A 20,597-nucleotide genomic window follows, 5' to 3' on the forward strand; every position below is an offset into this window, starting at 1 on the left:
CTTGTTGACTTGAGACTCAGACATTACCAGATCACATCCATCCACGCAAGCGGCTGCGTTCACCGAGCCATACCCGCGCGCTGCCGAGAATGCCATCCTCTGATAGGACGAGCCTGCGCGCAACCGGCTGCGCCTGACAACCACACCCTCGTGACACTATTCCTTTGGCAACTCGATATCGGTCAACCGCACCGTTTTGCGCCCCTGGAACTTGATCGTCTTCTGGCCTTCGCTCGACATCTGACCTTGCTGTTCAAGATTGGCAATCTCCTGTTGCATCGTCGCGGCCAGATCGACTTCACCCTGGTTTAGCAGGCGAGTCACTGCGCTCTTGAGTTTTTGCGTCGCGCCCTGCACATCACCGGCTGCGAGGTCTTGCAATGCACGGGTCTGCAACTTAAACGCGCTCACCTTCTCGACAATATTCATGACGTTTGGATTCACCTGCTGGATCTGCGTTGGATCGGCAGTGAAGGTCAGCATAATATCGAGCTTTGCCTTTTCGCCTGTCAGTCGTAACGCCGGCGCATCGTAGCTCAACTCTGCCTGTCCAACCCGATAAGTCCCCAGGGGTCGCGGATCGACGAGCAGTTCGATCAACAGCACCCGCGGCTGGGCACTCTCCAGTTCGCCAAGATTGACACTTACGGCGCGATCGCTGATCGGCTGGTAACCGAGATTGTCGATCAACGGCGTTACCTGCCAGACAGCGCGCGGTGTCACCCCTTGCACCAGACGAAGTGTCAAAACACTGTTTTGAATCACCGTCTGTTGAGCGCGCTGCACTGTATGCTGGAAGTAATTGACAATTTCGCCAGCCTGGGCAATATAATCGGCTACTCCCTTCGAGCGATTCGCCATCTCGATCAGCAAATCTTCGTTCCAGTCTTTGCCGATACCCAGAGCGGTAATCGGCACACCGAGACGACCAGCATCTTCGGCGCGCAGCAAACACTCTTTTTCGTGCTCGGTCTGACCGTCGGTGAGCAAGATCAGCCGTCGAACGCCGGGAGGCATCTTCTGCAACTCAAGCAATCCCTTTTCGACTGCCGGCGCAATGCGAGTGCCGCCGGCATCACGAATACGATGCACCAGATCCAGAATTGCCGGGCGATTGCGCACCGGCTGCGCTGGCGCCAGCACCTCGGCGCGATGATCGAAAATGACAATCGCAATCGAATCTTGCTGATCGAGCTGTTCAATCGCTTTTGTCACTGCCTGGCGCAGCCGCTCAATCTTCTCACCCTTCATCGAACCGCTGCGATCGAGCACGAAGCAAACATTGACCGGCATCCGGACCTGGGTCATCTGCGACGCCGGCTGCGCTTCCAGCAAAATGTAGGCCACCTGCGGCGTATTCGTTACCGCCAAAAAGGGACGCGCCAGCGCGGCGCGCAGAGTCACTTCTCCTGCCATAGTCAACTCCTCGTCTCGAAATTCCCGCTTCCTGGCGAGCTGACTTCACTTCTATGCGACGATATGATGGCAGCGGTAGTTGCACGTAGTTGTATTGTACCGCGCAATCCAGGGAATTGCGAACCTGAGGAGACCTGTCGGCCTGCGCTGACAGGTGAGGAGTCACCATCACCGCGCGTAGCGCGATAAGCGCACATTGAGCAGATCGCTAAGCAACAGCCGGTCGATTAATGGATCGCGTTGCATGAGGAGATCGATCTCGGCGCTGCAATGGGGGCAGGCAGCGATATGGCGAGCAATCAGCACCTGCTGCGCCGGAGAGAGCAATCCCTGACAGTAATCAACGAGCTGATCGGTAGAAGGGCACAGCGCTCGGTAGAGGCGATGACGCAGCGCCTGTTGCAGGCTCCGCAACGCGGCGACGCGCTGGAGACAACGGGGGCATTGACGCAGATGATGCAGCGCCGCTTCATCAACGTCGCCATCGGCTGCTGCAATTAGTTCCAGACTGGTGAGATGAGTGGCGCCGTCGTCAAGCGGTTCTTCATCCATAGCGGCGCATCTCCGTTTACTCTTGCGATCTCTATCCTGCTAAACAAACGCAGACAGGGACGTTTTTCACGTCCCTGTCTGCGCGATTTGGCAATCGGTTCTACGCCTGCCCGGCTAGCGCGCGCAGGTAGCCATTGCGACTCAGGCGGCTGAGAACATTACGCTTAACGTTGTACACGTCATAGATGGTTGCAAACAGCGCAGGGTAACGCTCGAAAATAGCGCGTGGCGTCATGCCCAACACGAACGAACCGTATACCACTACCCGTTCGCTCTCACTGTGGAGCTGACTATCGATAAAGTTCCAGAACTCCTGGCGATCGATACGCTGCATCGCCTCTTCATCAGGGGCAGCCGGGGGAGTGCGCTGCGGATTGATCCGCTCTTCTGGCATCATCTCTGCCCACGATTGCGCCCGCACCGTGTCAATCACCACACTCGACGCGCAGAGCTGCAAATACTGCAAGAGTGAGGCGAGGCTGGGAAACGAGGCAAAGCGTTCGGGCGTGACAGCGCGCCAGAATCTGGCAAATGCCCCGACCACAAAATATTCGCTACTCTCGCCGCTGCTGACAAATGCTCCACTGCGCCGGATCCAACTGTCTACCAAAGGGCTATAATGCTGGAACAGGTAATGCCATGCCACTTCGTCTCGCTCAACCAGCGCGCGACGAAAGAGTTCATAGCTGTAACGCGAATCGTGCGCTTGTCCTCGGTAGAACCGTTCACTCTCAATTGCGCACCGGTGAGCAAGTTCGTCAACTGTCAGCGCTGCGATGCCGGTTGCTGCTTCATCGCTTACGACTGACGTATGCACCTGGGTCGGATAGTTCGAAGTAGTCGTGGTAGGCGCAATCATGTCTTCCTCACTGTGTACTTGCTGCGAGACAATCCGCTTTGCGTTCTGGCGTGTTCGCAGCGCTGCGGCTCGCGCTTGTGCGCTTCTTCTGAGCCGCATTGTAGGAAGCTGCGCGCCTGCCGGGAAGATGCGTAGATGAGCAGGAGATGACAAATCCGGTCAAAATATCGTTTATTGGCAATACCTTCGTCGCCGTTACCAAACATCGGCACTGACTGACCACTATGACCAATGTCACGATAAACCCTATCACCAGCGCTATCCTGCCGCGTGTCGGCCACGTGATCGATCCGGAACTATTTGTCCGCCAGCAAGCCCACCCGCGTTATCAGCCGGAATGGGCCCTGCTGGCCGAAAACGCCGCTGGCGATTGCGGAATCAGCTTACTGACCCATTCCCGCTGGCAACGCCAGCAGACGGAGTCTGAAGTTGCCGAGGTCGTGTTATATGGGAGTAACGATCCCGAACTCCAGGCGATGCTGCTCGCTGCTGCTGCTGACGCCGCCATTGCCGGCGGCATGGCCTGGCTACGCTGCGCGCTGCCGCTGCGGCTGGCTAACCGGTGGGGCATGGTTCCGGCAACGCTCTGGAGCCGATTGGAATGGAGTGGCGGTAATGGCACACTGACACCGGCAACGACCGCCGACATTGCCGATCTGGTAGCGCTCGACCGGCGCGCCCCGGCGCCGCGTTGCGTGACCCCGCTGCGCTACGAACCTGACTGGCGCTGGCTGCTGGCGCATCGGCCACCACTGGTGACGCGCAACCGTTCAGGTCAGGTTATTGGTTATGTCGAGTTATCCAACCAACGCCTGATCAATGGCCGCGCCGTGGATGCCGCAGCGGCGCGGTCGTTGCTCGCGCAGTTGCCGCCAGACACGCGCGAAATCGAGTTAACGCCAGACCATCCTTTGGCGCAGGCTGCGCTGGAAATGGGCGCGACACTGACGCTCCGCCGCCCGCTAGATGATGAGATCATGCCATTGTGGAGCGTTATTGACCCGCTAACGGCCTTGCGCGCGCACCAATCGACATTTTCCCGCCGTCTGGCGGGATCGGGATATGCAGGCTGGCAAGGAAGCATCGGCTTGCGGGGTGAGTGGGGCGCAGCGCGGCTCGAGTTTCACGCAAATGCAGTGTCCATTGATGCCGGGGTTAGCCCGACCGACATCGCGCTAGACCGTCTCAGCATCGGCGGCTTGACGGCGCTGCTCCTGGGTCGGCGTAGCGTGAGCGACTTGCGCGTGACCGGTGATCTGCGCTGCCCCGATCACGGTCTCGAACTGCTAGAGAGTCTCTTTCCGGTGGTGATATAGCGGACACACCCGAATGAGCGACGCAGATCGAACTCACCCGCGCTACCGGCAATCGCCACGCAATGTCTCGATTCAGTTTGCCCTACCCTTGCTATACTACACCGCGCGCAAACGAGCTGCCGCCTGTTCTGGCGTCAGGTCGCGCTGCGGCTGCCCCAACATCTCATACCCAACCATAAACTTACGCACTGTGGCCGAGCGCAGCAATGGCGGGTAGAAATGGGCATGGAGATGCCAGCCGTCGTGTGGCAGGCCGTCGGTTGGGCGCTGATGGAAACCCATACTGTAGGGGAAAACAACGTTGAAGAGGCGGTCGTAACGCGCGGTCAACTCGCGCAAGATGGCAGCCAATCCGTCGCGTCCGGCATCGGTGAGATCGCTCATCGCGCCGGCATGGGCGCGTGGCAGCACCAGCGTCTCAAACGGCCACACAGCCCAAAACGGCACCAGCGCGACCCACGTTTCGTTCGCCGCCACAATCCGCTCACCCTCGACCAGCTCGAGCGCCAGATAATCGCAGAGTAAACAGCGATTGTGTTCGCGCCAGTAATCCGTTTGGGTTGACAGCTCTTTGCGCATCTCATTGGGTAACTGCTCGTTGGCCCAGATCTGGCCGTGAGGATGCGGATTGGAAGCGCCCATCATCGCGCCGCGGTTCTCGAAGATCAAAACCGATTGTACCCAATCGATGGCGCCTAATTCCTGATACTGCTCGACCCACACTTCAACAACGCGCCGAACTTCGGCCTGCGTCATCTGGGCCAGAGTCAGATCGTGGCGGGGTGAAAAGCAGACAACCCGACAGAGACCGCGTTCCGTTTCGGCGTGCAGCAAGGTTGGCCCGGTCGCGCCGTCAACACCGGTCAATGCCCGGATACTCACCCGTTCTGAAGGCGTGTCAGGGAGAAGGGCAGCAAAATCATTTTCAAACACAAACGTTTCAGTATAGACCGGATTCTGGACGCCATTTGCCCGCGTGTTGCCCGGACACAGATAACAAGCCGGATCGTAGGCCGGCAGCTCAGCCGGGGGTAATGTTTCAACTTGCCCCAACCATGGGCGCTGTGTGCGATGAGGCGAAACCAGCACCCATTCGCCGGTAAGCGGGTTGAGCCGGCGATGTGGCGAGCTAAAGAGATTGAGGTGACTCATGCGCAGCTCCGTTATCAGCGCCCGGCCAGGCCAGAGGTCGCAATCCCTTCAATAAAGTAGCGCTGGGCAAAGAGGAAGACGATCAGGGTTGGCAGCACCGCCAGCGTTGATCCGGCCATAATCAGATCGACGCGAGCGGCATAGAGCGCCTGCAAATCGACTAACCCCTGCGTAACGACCTTGTTTGAAGGACTGCTAATGATGATCAGCGGCCAGAGGAAACTATTCCATGCATAGAGGAAGGCAAACGTAGCCAGCGTAGCGATTGCCGGACGGGCCAGCGGCAGAAAGATGCGAAAGAGGATTCCCCAGTGCGACGCTCCATCAATCAGAGCTGCATCTTCCAAATCCTTTGGCACGCTCATAAAGAACTGACGCAGGAGAAACGTGCCATAGGCGGTAAACAACCAGGGAACGATCAACGCCTCCAGGCGATCCACCCAACCGAAGACCAGCATGAGACGGTACATTGGCACGATCAGCACGGCAAACGGCACCATCAGTGTGGCGAGATACGCCCCAAACAGAAACTCGCGACCAGGGAAGTCGAGCCGGGCAAAGGCATAGCCGGCCAGCACCGACGTGATCACCCACCCAAGCACCACTAATACCGTAACAATGACCGTATTGATCAACTGTGTGCCGAGCGGCACGATACTGAGCACTTCCAGATAATTCGACCAGCGCACTTCGCTCGGCCACAATGTCGGCGGCACCTGCACTACTTCGGTTGATGGCTTAAGCGAAGAGAGCGCCATATAGATGAATGGAAAGATCATCACAAAACCAGTTAGACTGAGTATCAGATATGCCAGCCCACGTTCCCAAGGTCGGCGTAAGATCAAACTTGCCATTGCCCTGCCTCGCTTACTCGTAATGCACCCACCGCCGTGACAAACGGAACTGGATCAGGGTGAGCAGCAGAATGATTACAAACAACAGCCAGGCCAGCGCCGAGGCATAACCCATGCGGCCACCGATAAATGCTTCGCGCCAGAGTAGCGGCACAATCGTCAGCATCGAGTCAGCGGGGCCAACAGTATTAGAACGAGTCAGGCCGAGCGCGACCGGCACATCAAACACCTGCAAGCAATTGATCAGGGTCGTTACCAGCACGAAGAATGTCGTCGGTGACAACATCGGCACGGTAATGTAGAGAAACTGCTGCCAGCGACTGGCGCCATCAAGACTGGCCGCTTCGTAGAGCTGTGGCGGCACCCCCTGCAAACCGGCCAGAAAGATTACCATATTGTACCCAATCGTCTTCCACGAGAAGACCAGAATCACACTGGCCAAACCCCATTCAGGTCGGGTCAACCATGGGATTGGTTCAAATCCGAGGAGGCGAATGGCGTAATTAACAAAGCCAAAGTCAACGTTGAGCAGATAGCGCCAGAGGAGGGTCACGCCAACAACCGACGCTACCACCGGGATAAAAAACACAGCGCGAAAGAAGGTGCGTCCGGCAATCCGTTCGTTGAGAATGACTGCCAGCAACAACGCCGGCACAGTGGAGACGATCAGCGTTACCATCGAAAAGGCCGCTGTATTCCACATTGCCCGGTAAAACGTTGGGTCAGACAAGGCGCGCTGATAGTTATTCAAACCGACCAGATTCGGATCGCCGAACAGGCGCGCATCGGTAAAACTCAGGTAAAACGAGATACCAAGCGGAACCAGGAAAAAGATCAGCACACCCAGAATTGTCGGTAGCAACATGCCGAACGCATCGATCCATTGCCGCGCGCGCCGCCCGCTCAGGCGACGCGGCGGCGTGACAGGCAGAGCAGCCGGCGCCTGTTTGGCCATGGTATCCCTCCTGGAAAGCGTTTTTGATCCACGACTATGAAGAAACTAAGGGCTGACGAGGCGCAACCAGCCTCATCACCCGCGAAAGCGAACGTCAGCCCGGCAACGTTCCAAACTGGCGGGTCTGGAGAGGGTGGCTTGTTATCACCCCTCCATGATGACAACAACAGGGGCGGGAATGACGCACGCCCGTCACCCGCCCCATCGCAGCACGGCCTACTTAAACGTACTGGCCGTCTGCTCACAGGCTTGCTGCCCAAACTGCTCCGGCGTGATCTGACCGGCAATCATCTGATCCCAGAGGCTCTGCACGGCGCCGCTGAAATCGGCCCAGTTGCCATCCCACACCGGCGCTTCCAACGCCGCGTAAGAGATACCATCAAGGAAGGCCTGATTGTTGGCCGGTGGCGTCGAAGCGAGGAAGGCATTTACCGCCTCCTGGTCGCTGCGGGGCGGAATATTGGTACCCAGAGCCGCTACCTTCGCCGTAGCTTCAGCGCTGGTCAACACCTTCAACACCTCCCAGGCAGCCTGAGCATTCGCCGTCCTGGCGCTGACCAGATATGGCCCCCAGAAGAGCCACGTGCTCTTCACCTTACCTTCCGGCATCACCGCCACATCCCAATTGAATTGGGCATTGGTGCGAACGCCAGGGGTAAACCAGCGCCCGTTGAAGTACATTGCCACCTTACCGGCATTGAACAACGCCTCACCATCAGCATCGCCAGCCGGCAACAACTTCTCATCGTAGAGCATGCGCACCATCGACGCGCCGGCAATCGCTTCAGGAGTATTCAGAGCGCAACCACGGCGGTCAGGGGTGAAGGGGCTACCACCGGCAGCATTGATGAAATAGCCCCAGGCCGGCCCCCACCAGTTACCAAAGCCCAGACCGTACTGCTGATTCGCCGGATCGGTGAGCTTGCGCGCGGCATCCAGCATCGTCTCCCAATTCCAGTTGCCTTCGGCTGCCAGTTCCTTCGGCGTCTTCAGCCCGGCTGCTTTAAACAGGTCTTCGTTATAGTAGACCACCATGGTCGAGATGTCACGCGGCAAGCCATAAATCTTGCCATCGCGGGTCAACTGCTCGATCACGTTCGGGTAGAAGTTGCTCAACTGGAAACTACTATCGGCGTCAATGAGTGGCTTAAGATCGAGAATCTGACCGGTGTTCACAAAATCTGCCAGCTCAACGCCTCCAATCCAGAAGATGTCAGGAGCATTGCCGGCAGCCAGCTCGGTCTTCAGCTTCTCGAAGTAGCCTTGATTCGGCGCCGGATCGTAAACTGCCGTAATCCCTTTATCTTTCAGCTTTTCGTTGACCAGCGCATTCAACTCTTCGTAGACACGCTGCTCGGCAGCGTCGCCGGGACGAGTGCGCCACCGTATCGTCACTGCCTGGCCGCCAGTCGTCACATTGCTACCGCTGCTCCCAGTGCCGCCGGTTGCAGGCTGCTGGTTACCACAAGCAGCAAGCAGCGTGACAAACAATGCGATCAGCGCTATCCATGAGAGGGTATGTTTCCGCAGCATCCTTGCTATTCCTTTCTCAACAACCTGTCACCACCACACACAGCCCCGGCACGCAGCCGACTTCATGAATGGGGCGTGCCATTACGAAATGCAACACTGCGTGGTACGGGCGCAATGCATGGTGGAAGCATTATATGGTTGTTATGCGAACTATGCAAGTTACAGCCAATTGATGGCAGCAGTATACGCAATCATTGTGGAAGCGGAAGGCGTCACCCTACGAAGTCCTGTACTACATCACAGCTTACACGACCTGCAATCCACGATCTGGTTAAGTCAACTATTGTCATTGTCACCCATTCTTTCAAAACGCGGTACAATGTGTCACATCAGAGCATATCGGCGCCTGACGCCGGAAAGGAGCACAGTATGCAACCCGAGTGGAGTGGCGATCCCGAAGTCAAGCCCGTCTTTCTCGCCATTACGCTGACCGGAGCGGTCGCATTTCTCCTCATGGTTTGGCTCTTTGCTTTTTACTGGTGAGCCATCGGCATGCACAGCGCCTGATACTAACGGTAAACAGTATCAGGCGCATGTTTTACTTGACATACCCGATCATTGCTGTTACAATATTTGATAAGTCTAGGAACAAGCTATGCCTGAAATCAGCACCTGCGACTCACCGCAAATTGAAGCATACCGGCTCTTCCTGAAGCTACACCGCCGCTTCCAGGAACTTAATCGTGAAGAATTTCGGCCATATGACCTCTCGACACCGCAATACGCCATTCTCTTTTACGCTACCGAAGAGGGCGTGCCGTTGAGCTATATCTGCAACGAGATGTTGGCCGACAATTCTAACCTCACCCGCCTCGTTGACCGGCTCGAACGGCGCGGTCTGGTGCAACGCGCAACCGATCCGCGCGATCGCCGGGTAACTCTGGTGCAATTGACACCCGCCGGCAAAGCGCTCATCGATGAGTTGCGGCCTCGCCATCGCCGCATGGTCGAGCAACGTCTCAGTTATCTTTCACCAGAAGAATTGGCTGCTTTTCATCAAGCGATGCAGCATCTTTACGATGCGCTGCGAACGCACGTTGATCGAGAAGAATAGCTATGCGATCAAGCTCTGCGCTCACCACGTCCGATCAACGCCAGTTGGCAATGTTTCGCGCCCTTCGTCATCGCAACTATCGCCTTTTCTTTGCCGGGCAATTGATCTCCCTCACCGGTACGTGGATGCAGAGTGTCGCGCAGGGATGGCTGGTATTACGGCTTTCTGACTCGCCGCTTTTGCTTGGATTGGTTGCGGCAGCCAACTCGCTGCCAGTGTTGCTATTCTCTCTCTTCGCCGGCACCGTTGCCGATCGTTTTCCCAAACGGCGAGTTCTGCTCATCACCCAATCGACGGCTATGCTGCTGGCAGCAATCCTGGCCGGTCTCACGCTCAGTGGTCTGGTGCAGATCGAGCACGTGTTGATCCTGGCATTGCTGCTAGGCGTAGTCAATGCCTTTGACGCGCCAGCGCGGCAGGCTTTTACCGTCGAGATGGTGGGGCGCGAAGATTTGTTAAATGCAATCGCCCTGAATTCATCGATTTTCAATGGCGCGCGCACGATGGGGCCGGCTGTTGCCGGTATCGTCGTAGCCTGGATTGGCGAAGGGCCGGCTTTTCTATTCAACGCGCTCAGTTTTGGCGCAGTGTTGACCAGCCTGTTGCTGATGCGCCTCGATGCGCGACCAGCGGCAGGACCGCGTCGCGGCGGCCTGCTTAGCGCCGGGTTGCGCTACATCGCCAGTGAGCCTGACGTTCGCGCCCTCTTGTTTCGCGCTGGCGCCGTTAGCATGTTCTGCTTCGTGCATATCCCCCTGTTGCCCGTCTTCGCGCGCGACGTTTTGCAGATCGGCGCTGTCGGCCTGGGCTGGTTGTCAGCAGCCAGCGGCATGGGATCGCTCGTCGCAGCCCTGATTCTGGCCCAGTTGCGCGATGATGCGCCGCGCGGCAAGTTACTGGCTACAGCAGCATTGCTCTATGCGCCACTTCTGATCGGCTTTACGCAAACGCGAAGTGTGCCACTGGCGCTGATCTTGATAGGTCTGTGCGGTTGGGCCGGCGTAACCACTATGGCTCTCACCAACACGCTCATTCAATTGATCGTCCCTGATGATCTACGCGGACGAGTGATGAGCGTCTTTACCCTGATGCTGATGGGTTTGAGCCCGCTCGGCGGTATGCTGGCCGGCAGTATTGCCGAGCTGGTCGGCAGCGTGCCGCTGGTGGTCGCCAGCAGCGCCGTGATCGGCTGGCTACTGGTGCTGGTCGTCGAATGGCAAGCGCCACAGTTGCGTCGTCTGTAGCGCCTGGCCCACTCAGGCCACTACCAGCCTGTTACCGCGCTGGCGCACACGGCGGCGGCGTTACCAGCCAGGGCGCAAACGTGATATTGCTGCCAACCGCTTCGCCGATGCCTTGCGGGTTTGCATCAGGTTCATATGGTCCAGAGGCATGCCCCCACCAGTTGTTACGCATATCGAGCGCAATTTCGCTCGCAGCGCCGCGACCGATACCAAAGGTAAGGTACGTTGGTCGGATGACCGGAGTATGCCCCTCGATCAGGTTTTGTTCGATCCGTAACGGCATCAGAAATGTGCCGTCAGGGTTGACCTGTAACGTCTCGCTCCGCAAACTCAGCCCCAGATTGTCACCGATTAACGCATTGCAAACGATTGTTCCTTGCAACGTACCGTTTGTCGTTAATTGCAGATTAGCGCTGCCGCCGCGAAACAGGTTACCTTCAATAGTAAGGTTCATTGTTTCGCGGCCATTCTGATTGGCGACACGCACCATTGGCGCGCCGGCACTCAAAAGATTGCCGCCAATCCGATTGCCAACCAGAGTTACCGAATTCCCCCGACCAGATGAAACCTCAAGCGCGGCGCCAAAGGGCACATCGTTGCCGGCAATCTCGCTCTGTCTCAGATCGAGCTGTGAGTCGGCCACGATCACTCCGCCACCGTTATTGACAATACGGCTAAAGCGCATTACCAGGCCACCCTCTTCACTGACCAGCACCGTTCCGCCCAGGCCACCACCGCGAATTTCGGTGTGTTCGAGGGCGATAAATCCGCCAGGCCGACCAAAGATACCACCCCAGCGCGCGCCGGTAGCGCCAGTGAAGCGCACCGGTTGATCGGGCTGACCCAGCGCAATCATTCGACCGCCATCGACATAGATTGAGGCACCCGGCGCCAGACGCACTTCAACCCCCGGTTCAATAATCAGTTCACTGCCGGGTGGAATCTGCACATCGCGATTGAGGACAATTGGGCCTTGCCCGGCAGACCAGCGCGTACTGCCGCGTAGTACGAGCGCCGGGATTGGGGTTGGCAAAGGAGTGGCGGTTGGCAATGGCGTTGCCGTTGGTGGTGGCGGCGACGTTGGGCTATCATCGATGATCAGATCGGAACTGGTCGGAGTGGGAGGTGGTGGCGAAGTCGGACGCGGAATGGCAACCGTGGGCTGCGGTGGGATGGTCGCGGTTGGCGCTATCGTGGGCTGCGCCGGTGGCGTACCTTCAGGAACCGGATAGGCCGGTGCCGTTGCGGTGGGAATGACAGCTATACCGGTTTCAGCCTGCACCGTGGCCGCCAGCGCAGTAATTTCCAGCACTACACTTGTTTGGGTCTGGGCAATGTCAACAGTCGGCAGGGCTACCGGATAGGCTGGTGTCAGCGTCACCACACCACCGGCTGGCGCCGTCGTCGCGATCGGATAAGGCGCAATCTGAGTGGGTGGCCGCGCCGATACAGGCGATGGAGTAGTTGCAGGAATGCCAATCTGATCGACACCAGGTGAAAAGATGAAGGTCAAGGCTACACCGAGCGCAAGCAGCGCTAGAGCACCGATCAAAAGCCAGGTATCACGGTTGAAGCGTATCCTGGGTGTTGGCGAAGGAGGTGAAGGTTCGGTCTCAGACACAGAAGCGCCTCCGCTACAAAGCAAGCATCTCTCGTTATCTTATCACACTGCGGCAAGCGACAACTACAGGGCTAACAGCGCCAACTCGGTCAGCATCTCAGCCGCAGTCAGACCACCGTGCAAGCCACGGAATGCGACCGGTTTGGCGCGGGGATGCTCCCAACCGATTGCGCCGTCAGGACCGGGCAAAATGGTTAACTCCCCCAACCGCGCGCGCAAGCGCACGCCGGGTTGTGGCCCAAAATAACCGGACGTAAGCAAATCGTTGGTACGCAACACTGTGGCGCGTTCGCCGAGGCGACGCTGGAGCTGAACCTGAACCTCTTCCACCGCCTCTGGTTGCACATGCAACATGGTTACTCGCGGTGATCCTGATGGTGGCAAGGGGCGATGATCGCCACCGTGTCGCAAGAAACGCTCAAGGTCAGGCCAGAGACGATTGAGCACAATGCTCTGCTGCGGATCGACTGTCATTTGACCGTGATCGGCAGTCACCATCAGCAGCGTCGGCTGCGGCGCTGCCTGCAACACGGGCATGAGGTGCTGTTCGAGTTGATCGAGCACCGAGGTAATAACCGTCGTGACAGCCGCTGCGGTGGGGCCGTGTTCGTGCATCGCCGCATCGATTGAGTCGAAGTAGACGTGATAAAAACCCTGTCCTTGCTGATGTTCGAACAAATAGCGCAACCGGGTAGCCGCATCGGCAATCGATTGAAACGGCGTTATCAGCGCACCCTGACACAACACGCGCGTGTACACAGAATGGGCCAGCGCTGCTGGCAAAAATACCGCACTGGTAACACCGGCGTCGGCCAGGCGCCGATAGAAACGCTCTGGGGGATAGATCTGATTCGGATCGACACCATAAGCGACTAACCCATCGGCTGCGCGTTCAAATACGGGCGAGAAGAGCAACGAACCGATCACGGCTTGCAGATCGGGTTCAAAGATATACCATTCGTAGATACCGCTCTGATCGGCAGCGAGACCGGTGTGCAGCAACGTTACATGCACAGCAGTCGTTGAAGGAAAGGCGCTGGTCAACTGACAGATGCGTCCGGTCGTGAGAAAGCGACGCAGAAATGGCGCATGATCGATGAATCGGCTGAAGAACTCCCAGCCAAACGAATCGAGCATGAGCAAAACGACCGTCTGTGGCCGTTCCGGCAAACCAGCCAGTGCAGCAGCAGGCAAGCCAGCAACCGACGCACCGGTTAAAAGGCGCTCAATTGTTGCCGGAATACGGGCAAAACCGTAGGTGTCATAGATTGGGAATACGTGATGTTCATCTCGCGTTGCGGCTGCGATAGCGGCAGTTGACTCGGCAACCAGCATAACGCACTCCTTGAGAAGACTATCCGATGCTGGTTAAACTGTACCACAGTCCACCAGAGTATGCTCCACATTTGAATAACTATTGTCATTAAATTTTCACCACCCATACTATCTAAGGTCAATTGACGAGTTGCCTGCATACAGATAGAATAAGAGGCAAGTTTCGCCATCAATAGCTCTGGCGCCACTATGAGCACACGCGATCTCATCGGCCTGCTAGTATCGTTTGGGTATGCATTTGGCCTGCTCATTGTTGCTGAAGTGATTCGACGCTGGCGCGGTTATCCGCAAGACTTCACGCGCAAATTCGTCCACATCGGCGCCGGAATGTGGGTATTTGGGGTATTGGCCCTGTTCGAAAACTGGACAATTGGTATCATCCCCTTTGCCACCTTCATTGTGCTAAACTTCATCTTCTACCGATTCCGATTGCTGGAATCGGTTGACGCTCCCGACAGCACGCCGGGCACGGTCTATTTTGCGCTGTCAATTACCCTGCTCTTCCTCGTTTTCTGGCGGACCGATTCACCACAAGATCGAGGATACATCGCGGCTGCCGGCACGATGGCGATGACCTGGGGTGATGCGCTCGCCGCCATCATCGGCAAACGATGGGGCCGCCACCACTATCAGGTGGGGCGGGGACGTCGCTCGTTTGAAGGTTCGGCAGCAATGTTTATTGCCAGCGCCATCGCGATGTTTCTCACCCTGTTACTGGTGCCGGGATCGGCGCTTAGCCCGCTGAGCGCACCGATTAGCGCCGGAGCAGCATTGATAGCCAGTCTCGCTGCCGCGCTGGTTGCAACCATCGCCGAAGGTGTTTCGCCGCATGGCACCGATAACTTGAGCGTTCCGTTACTGGCCGGCGCCGTGATTGCAGGAATCCTGCCGTTTGTGCCATAATAAGGGGGTAGTGTAGCCACACTCACTGCAACGGTAAGAGGAGCACGTCTTGGACACCTTGCGCATACCGATATTGAAGATTGGTGACATCCTGATAGCATCGATTCAGGTGGCCCTGCACGATGCATCCGCGGTGCAATTCAAAGATGACTTGTTGCAAAAGATCCACGATACCCGCGCTCGCGGCGTGATCATCGATCTCACCGCTCTCGATGTGGTTGACAGTTTTATTGGTCGATTGATTGCCGACATTGCCGCAATGGCCGGCTTGATGGGCGCGAGGGTCGTCTTGACCGGTTTGCAGCCGGCAGTGGCCATTACCCTGGTCGAGCTAGGACTTGAATTACCGCGCGTGCTCACCGCGCTGAACCTCGAAAAGGGGTTGGCGATGATGCAGCGGATGACGAACGAGGAGAGCGACGATGGCGCAGAGTAAGACTGCTGTCATTCGAAGCGACCTTGACATTGTCATCGCGCGCACAATGGCACGCGATATGGCCAAGGCGCTCGGCTTTGGGCCAATCGATCAGGCACGCATCGCTACGGCAGTGAGCGAATTGGCCCGCAATATCTTTCTCTATGCTGGCACCGGTAACGTTACTGTGCGCGACATTGAGAAGGGATCGCGCAAGGGGATCGAGATTATTTGCGAAGATCAGGGTCCCGGCATTCCCAATATTGATCTGGTGATGCAAGACGGCTATAGCACGTCACGCGGTATGGGAATGGGGTTACCCGGCGCGAAACGGCTCATGGACGAATTCGACATTAAGTCGAAAGAGGGCGTCGGCACGACCATCGTTTGCCGAAAGTGGCGCAATTAGTGATGGGTGGATCGCAACGATCCACCCATCACTAGCCGGTAGTTAACCCTCCATCCGCTCACCCTCATCATACGCTTTCGCGTAGAGTTCAATGATCTCCTGCCTGGTCGGCTTGCGTGGATTATTGGCGGGACTGCCGCTATCGATGGCGGCATCGGCCATTGCCGGCGCCAGTTCCATCAATCGCTCACGCGACACACCCAGTTGGCGCAGTGATGGAATTTTGATGTCACGCACCAGCCGACGAATCGCAACTACTGCCCGGTCAGCAGCCTCCATTGGCGACAGGCCATCAATCGGTTCACCCATGGCCCGCGCGATGTCTGCATACCGTTTGGGATCACCCACCAGACTGAACTCGGTGACCACTGCCAGCAAGGCCGCATTGGAAACGCCATGGGCAATGTGGAAGTAGGCGCCAATCGGGCGCGACATGCCATGCACTAACGCTACCGACGAGTTGCTAAAGGCAATACCGGCCTGCGTCGCGCCTAACATCATCTTTTCACGCGCCTCGATATTGTTGCCATTCGCCCATGCCTGCCGGATATTCCCGGCGATCAGCTCAATTGCCGAAAGGCACAGCACGTCAGTCATCGGCTGTCGCTTCACCGATACATACGCCTCAATTGCATGCACCAGCGCATCAACGCCCGTGGCTGCTGTCACGCTCGGCGGCGATGAGATGGTCAGCATCGGATCGACAATCGCAATCGTCGGCATCAGGTAGGGGCTGCCGATCAGCATCTTCACATCCGTCTTCTGATCAGTAATGACGGTGTAGATTGTCGCCTCGCTACCGGTACCGGCAGTTGTCGGGATAGCCACCAGTGGCACGCCGGGATTGGCAATCTTCCCGATCCCCTTGTACTGTTCGATTGAGCCAGAGTTGGTTACAAGCACCGCTATCGCTTTTGCTGTATCAATCGGGCTACCGCCGCCAACCGCCACGACAAAATCACAGCCGCCTTCATGGTAAGCCGCCAGACCCTCCTGGACATATTCGACCACGGGTTCTGTATTGACACCGGCATAGACCACGCTGGCAATGCCGTGATTGGCCAGATTCTGTTCGACTTGCCCGACCACGCCGATCTTTTGCATAATCTGATCGGTTACCAATAATGCCTTTTTCCAGCCTCGTCTGGCGCATTGCGCCCCTACGTGATCAACGGCGCCTGAGCCGATCACCATTTGCGCTGGCATGATGAACTCTCGCGGCGGCATCATATGCCCTCTCCTTTCTGGCGAGTAGCTTGCAACATCTGTGAGACGCTGACCTGGAGAATGTTACCTCAAGTGTAATACGACTTGCGCAGCGCGTCAAAATCGACCGTACCGGTGATCGACATCGCCAGATCACCACTCTCACGGTATAATCAAGACGTTCGCGTCATGGCGAGGGCGTTTGACCCGCGCTGCTCGATACAAAGGAGTATCGCTATGGATTTGACCGCAAACTACGACATGTTTCTTGGCCCCGAACACGAGCTGCTGCGCCAGACGGTACGCAACTTTGCCGAGCGCGAAGTTGCGCCCTACATTCGTGAATGGGATCGCAGCGGCGCCAAAGCCGAAGGACCAGAAGATCGACCACATCTGCGCCCCGTGCTCAAACGGATGGGAGAGCTGGGATTGCTTGGCATCTGTATCCCACAACGCTATGGCGGCGCGGGAATGGACTATCTTGCGCTGGCGGTCGTATGCGAGGAACTGGAGCGCGTTGATAGTTTTCTACGCGTCGTGATGAGCGTGCATACTGGTCTCAACTCGCTCTCGCTGTTACAATGGGGTACCGAAGAACAAAAACGGCGCTTCCTGACCCCACAGGCGCGCGGCGAAAAGCTGGCAGCCTACTGCCTCACCGAACCGAACAGCGGCACCGACGCGGCAGCAATGCAGGCAACGGCACGCCGTGACGGTGACTCGTACATCCTCAATGGCGAGAAGATCTGGATCAGCCTGGCCGATCTGGCCGACAACTTCCTCGTCTTTGCCAAGACCGATCCCACTGCCGGACCGCGTGGCATTACCGCCTTCATCGTTGAGCGCACAATGCCAGGGGTCAGTAGCTATCCCATTCACGGCAAACTCGGTGTGCGGGCCGGCAATACCGGCGGCGTCGTTCTGCAAGATGTGCGCGTACCGCTCTCGCACCGGCTGGGCGAGGAAGGAGAAGGCTTCAAAATCGCGATGGCCGCTCTCGACAATGGCCGCTACACGGTAGCCGCTGGCGCTACCGGCCTGATTCAGGCCAGTCTCGAAGCCAGCATTCGCTACGCGCGCGAACGACAAACCTTCGGCGTGCCGATTGGTGAGCATCAGCTTGTCAAGCGGATGATCAGCCACATGGTACGCAAGCTCGACACCTCGCGCCTGCTGGTGTATCGGGCAGGCTGGATGAAGAACAAAGGGATTCGCAATACGCGCGAGACGACTCTGGCCAAATGGCATGCTACGGTTAGCAGTTTTGAGGCGGCAGATGATGCCATTCAGATCCACGGCGCGTATGGTTACGCCGATGAATACCCGGTCGAGCGTTATCTGCGCAACGCGCGCGGCGCCATCATCTACGAAGGCACCCGTGAATTGCAAGAGTTGTTGCAGGCCGATTTCGTGATGGGCTACCGTAAATATCCTCACTTGCGTTGCGAGTTGCCGGCGTATGACCCGATTTTGTGGGAGAGTGAAGAGTAAGGTCGGCATCGATAGCGCGATAGTCTGCAATTCGACTGACAGGAATCACTTAGCGGTGTGCATGTAATGTTTTGATTCGAACCAACACGAGTGAGCGCCGTATCGCGCGCCAAACCCGGGATACGGCGCCACCAATGCCAAGAGCGCATCGCTCCAATCGAAATTCGATCACTACCGGCTGGCGTCGTGGTGTCATCTGGCGCGAGCAATTCACACTCTTGAGAAACAACAATGACTCAGCGACCAGGCTTTTGTGTTATCGCGCCAAACCCGGCACTCGACCGCATTTTGACGGTCGAACATCTGCAACCCGGCACCGCGCGACGGGTAACGACAACCCACACTTCCGCTGGCGGCAAGGGGCTAAATGTGGCCCGCGCTGCGCGAACTCTCAACATTAACGCTCCGATCTGCGCGCCACTCGGCGGTTTAACCGGTCAACAAGTAGCGTGGCTGGCTGCGCAAGAGGGATTATCGCTCCACGTCGTTCCGATTGGCGACGAAACCCGAGTTTGCACACTGATCGTCGATTCGGTATCTGACCTGGTGACCGTATTGAATGAGACCGGGCCAAAACTCAATCCATCCGAATGGCATGCCTTGACCGAGCGCATCCTGGCGGTAGACGAAGAGATCCATCTCATCTGTGGTAGCTTACCGCCGAACGTTCCGCCTGAGATGCTCACCAACCTCATTCAAACCCTTCACGCGCGCAACCGACGAGTGCTGGTTGACACCAGCGGGCCGGCCCTGGCTGCGGCTGTGGCGGCCAGACCTGACGTAGTAAAGATCAATGGCGAGGAGTTGGGGGCATTGCTTGGTATGACGATTGGCAACGTCGCCACTGCCCAGCAGGCCGTTACCGAATTACATCAGCGCGGGATCGCCGTTGTGGTAGTTACGCTGGGAGCGCAAGGAGCGGTTGGAATAGACGACCAGGGTGGCGTGATTGCAATCCCGCCGGCCATACCGGTACGCAATCCAATTGGATGTGGCGATTCATTTTTCGCTGGTCTGGCGGTGGCGCTGAGTAACAGACAATCGCTTGACACAGCGATGCGCCTGGCCAGCGCCTGCGCTGTCGCCGATGCCCTCACGCTGGCGCCGGGGCTGATCGAGGAGAAAACCGTATCCAACCTGCTCAACCAGATAGGCATCGGTTATTGGTAAACTTCGGCAGGCTGGGGTGGAGTTGCGCCGATCACGCGGGCCAACAGACGCATCTGATCGGCAGTCAGATAGGCGCTCCGCTGGCCGGTTGCAGTGTAAAAGGTTAGATCGCCGCCGGCGCCGAGGATCAGGCGATAACTACCCAATTCGCGAATGCGCTTTTGCATCACGCCCAGTAACTCGCGTAACACCGCCACTTCGTCGGCATCGAGCACCACTGCGTCATAACCACGGATCAGATGGTGCAAAATAAGGGCTGGCGTCGCTTCGGGATGGTAAGACACCTCAAATTCACCGATCAGCGTGATCTGCATCCTCTGCCTCCCTCCTGACCGGGCGGTCGCGGGTTGCGATCACCACCTGCCAGATACTCTCTTCTGCAAACGGAACCGGCGGCAAGATCGCATCGCCAAACACACTCAACGGACGAAGACCGGCGTTGCGCAGCATTGCCGTCAATTCGGGAAAACCGTAGAGGCGAATATGATCACCGGGATGAGTAACATCGATACCGCGACTGGCATCGACATAGCGGTAATTGATCTGAAGCATCGCCTGACGCGGATCGAAGCGCGCTTCACGCAAGACAAAGCCACTACCAATCGGATACCAGCCGCTGCGAAAATCGCGGAGATAGCGATCGATCTGATAAGGATTCAGACATTGGATCAGCAGTTTCCCGCCGGGGACCAGCACGCGCGCAATGCCGTTAAGCACCGCCTGATTGGTCTCATCATCGAAAAAGCCCAGGCTACTGTTCATCAACAGAGCCACGTCAAACCGGTCGCGATAGGGCAAATCGCGCATGTCCCCGACCACAAACTCAACACTCAAATCTCGTTCGGCAGCGGCAGCGCGAGCGTGCGCAATCACCGACGCGGCGGCATCGAGGCCAACGACCGTCCACCCTCTCGCCGCCAGCGCCAGGCTGTGGCGACCACCACCGCAAGCCACATCGAGGATCGTCTCAACGCCACGTAAACCCAGAGCGTCGATCAGAAAATCGATTTCGCGACGGGTCAACTCATCGGCGTACTGGCGGTAATGCGCAAACTCATAGACTTGCAGCAGCTCTTCCCACCAATCGCGCGATGCCTGATCGGCCATAACGA

20 protein-coding genes are annotated in these 20,597 nt (G+C 57.5%); 8 read left to right on the forward strand and 12 right to left on the reverse strand.

The genetic code is table 11. The features are described 5' to 3' along the window. Positions 1-156: 156 nt before the first annotated feature. The 3 genes from Q0650_RS13965 to Q0650_RS13975 form a co-directional block, all read right to left on the reverse strand. A complete protein-coding gene (locus tag Q0650_RS13965) occupies positions 157-1,416 on the reverse strand; it encodes a VWA domain-containing protein (protein WP_298819990.1) in 1,260 nt (419 codons plus the stop codon). 168 nt (positions 1,417-1,584) lie between these two features. Beyond that, positions 1,585-1,968: a zf-HC2 domain-containing protein gene (locus Q0650_RS13970; RefSeq protein WP_298819991.1), complete on the reverse strand. Its 384-nt coding sequence runs from the start codon at positions 1,966-1,968 to the stop codon at positions 1,585-1,587. A gap of 100 nt (positions 1,969-2,068) precedes the next feature. Then, complete coding sequence (locus Q0650_RS13975; protein ID WP_298819992.1) at positions 2,069-2,827, reverse strand: RNA polymerase sigma factor; 759 nt, start codon at positions 2,825-2,827, stop codon at positions 2,069-2,071. A 224-nt stretch (positions 2,828-3,051) separates the two neighbouring features. On the opposite strand from Q0650_RS13975, the gene Q0650_RS13980 reads away from it, so the two are divergent. Continuing rightward, a complete protein-coding gene (locus tag Q0650_RS13980) occupies positions 3,052-4,143 on the forward strand; it encodes a sterol carrier protein domain-containing protein (RefSeq protein ID WP_298819993.1) in 1,092 nt (363 codons plus the stop codon). Positions 4,144-4,239: 96 nt separating this feature from the next. Here the strand turns inward: Q0650_RS13980 and Q0650_RS13985 are convergent, their stop codons facing one another. From Q0650_RS13985 to Q0650_RS14000, 4 genes are all read right to left on the reverse strand, one after another. Next, on the reverse strand, positions 4,240-5,295 hold the full coding sequence (locus tag Q0650_RS13985; RefSeq protein ID WP_298819994.1) for a UDP-glucose--hexose-1-phosphate uridylyltransferase: 1,056 nt from the start codon (positions 5,293-5,295) through the stop codon (positions 4,240-4,242). Positions 5,296-5,309: 14 nt separating this feature from the next. Then, entirely contained in the window at positions 5,310-6,149 is an 840-nt protein-coding gene (locus tag Q0650_RS13990) for a carbohydrate ABC transporter permease (protein ID WP_298819995.1), read from the reverse strand. A 13-nt stretch (positions 6,150-6,162) separates the two neighbouring features. Then, positions 6,163-7,104, reverse strand: coding sequence for a carbohydrate ABC transporter permease (locus tag Q0650_RS13995; RefSeq protein ID WP_298819996.1), 942 nt, complete (start codon positions 7,102-7,104; stop codon positions 6,163-6,165). A gap of 216 nt (positions 7,105-7,320) precedes the next feature. Then, positions 7,321-8,637, reverse strand: coding sequence for a sugar ABC transporter substrate-binding protein (locus Q0650_RS14000; RefSeq protein WP_298819997.1), 1,317 nt, complete (start codon positions 8,635-8,637; stop codon positions 7,321-7,323). Between the two features lie 595 nt (positions 8,638-9,232). Here Q0650_RS14000 and Q0650_RS14005 point away from each other — a divergent pair. Further along, a complete protein-coding gene (locus Q0650_RS14005) occupies positions 9,233-9,691 on the forward strand; it encodes a MarR family winged helix-turn-helix transcriptional regulator (protein WP_298819998.1) in 459 nt (152 codons plus the stop codon). Between the two features lie 2 nt (positions 9,692-9,693). Continuing rightward, positions 9,694-10,935 carry an MFS transporter gene (locus Q0650_RS14010; protein WP_298819999.1) on the forward strand — a complete coding sequence of 414 codons (1,242 nt, stop codon included), beginning with the start codon at positions 9,694-9,696 and terminating at the stop codon, positions 10,933-10,935. A gap of 31 nt (positions 10,936-10,966) precedes the next feature. On the opposite strand, the gene Q0650_RS14015 is transcribed toward Q0650_RS14010, so the two are convergent. Both Q0650_RS14015 and Q0650_RS14020 read right to left on the reverse strand, forming a co-directional pair. Further along, positions 10,967-12,556 (reverse strand): hypothetical protein, encoded by a 1,590-nt coding sequence (locus Q0650_RS14015; RefSeq protein WP_298820000.1) that lies wholly within the window; start codon positions 12,554-12,556, stop codon positions 10,967-10,969. A 63-nt stretch (positions 12,557-12,619) separates the two neighbouring features. After that, complete coding sequence (locus tag Q0650_RS14020; protein ID WP_298820001.1) at positions 12,620-13,891, reverse strand: alkaline phosphatase family protein; 1,272 nt, start codon at positions 13,889-13,891, stop codon at positions 12,620-12,622. A 189-nt stretch (positions 13,892-14,080) separates the two neighbouring features. On the opposite strand from Q0650_RS14020, the gene Q0650_RS14025 reads away from it, so the two are divergent. From Q0650_RS14025 to Q0650_RS14035, 3 genes are read left to right on the forward strand one after another with little or no spacing between them, the layout of a single operon-like run. Beyond that, positions 14,081-14,794, forward strand: a complete 714-nt coding sequence (locus tag Q0650_RS14025; protein ID WP_298820002.1) for a diacylglycerol/polyprenol kinase family protein — start codon at positions 14,081-14,083, stop codon at positions 14,792-14,794. Between the two features lie 49 nt (positions 14,795-14,843). Beyond that, positions 14,844-15,230 (forward strand): STAS domain-containing protein, encoded by a 387-nt coding sequence (locus Q0650_RS14030; protein WP_298820003.1) that lies wholly within the window; start codon positions 14,844-14,846, stop codon positions 15,228-15,230. Next, a complete protein-coding gene (locus tag Q0650_RS14035; protein ID WP_012258524.1) occupies positions 15,217-15,618 on the forward strand; it encodes an anti-sigma regulatory factor in 402 nt (133 codons plus the stop codon). Before Q0650_RS14030 ends, Q0650_RS14035 begins: the two co-directional genes overlap by 14 nt. A 42-nt stretch (positions 15,619-15,660) precedes the next feature. Here the strand turns inward: Q0650_RS14035 and Q0650_RS14040 are convergent, their stop codons facing one another. Further along, positions 15,661-16,848 (reverse strand): iron-containing alcohol dehydrogenase, encoded by a 1,188-nt coding sequence (locus tag Q0650_RS14040; RefSeq protein ID WP_298820004.1) that lies wholly within the window; start codon positions 16,846-16,848, stop codon positions 15,661-15,663. Between the two features lie 213 nt (positions 16,849-17,061). On the opposite strand from Q0650_RS14040, the gene Q0650_RS14045 reads away from it, so the two are divergent. Then, positions 17,062-18,315, forward strand: a complete 1,254-nt coding sequence (locus Q0650_RS14045) for an acyl-CoA dehydrogenase family protein (RefSeq protein WP_298820005.1) — start codon at positions 17,062-17,064, stop codon at positions 18,313-18,315. Positions 18,316-18,546: 231 nt separating this feature from the next. After that, positions 18,547-19,485, forward strand: a complete 939-nt coding sequence (locus Q0650_RS14050; protein WP_298820006.1) for a 1-phosphofructokinase family hexose kinase — start codon at positions 18,547-18,549, stop codon at positions 19,483-19,485. Here the strand turns inward: Q0650_RS14050 and Q0650_RS14055 are convergent. Together Q0650_RS14055 and Q0650_RS14060 are read right to left on the reverse strand one after the other, a co-directional pair. After that, entirely contained in the window at positions 19,476-19,799 is a 324-nt protein-coding gene (locus Q0650_RS14055) for a hypothetical protein (RefSeq protein ID WP_298820007.1), read from the reverse strand. The two genes, Q0650_RS14050 and Q0650_RS14055, sit on opposite strands and share 10 nt — an antisense overlap. After that, positions 19,777-20,592, reverse strand: a complete 816-nt coding sequence (locus Q0650_RS14060; RefSeq protein ID WP_298820008.1) for a class I SAM-dependent methyltransferase — start codon at positions 20,590-20,592, stop codon at positions 19,777-19,779. The genes Q0650_RS14055 and Q0650_RS14060 overlap by 23 nt, the downstream gene beginning before the upstream one ends. Positions 20,593-20,597: the final 5 nt, after the last annotated feature.

It is taken from the genome of uncultured Chloroflexus sp., assembly GCF_937129525.1.
GTDB lineage: Bacteria > Chloroflexota > Chloroflexia > Chloroflexales > Chloroflexaceae > Chloroflexus.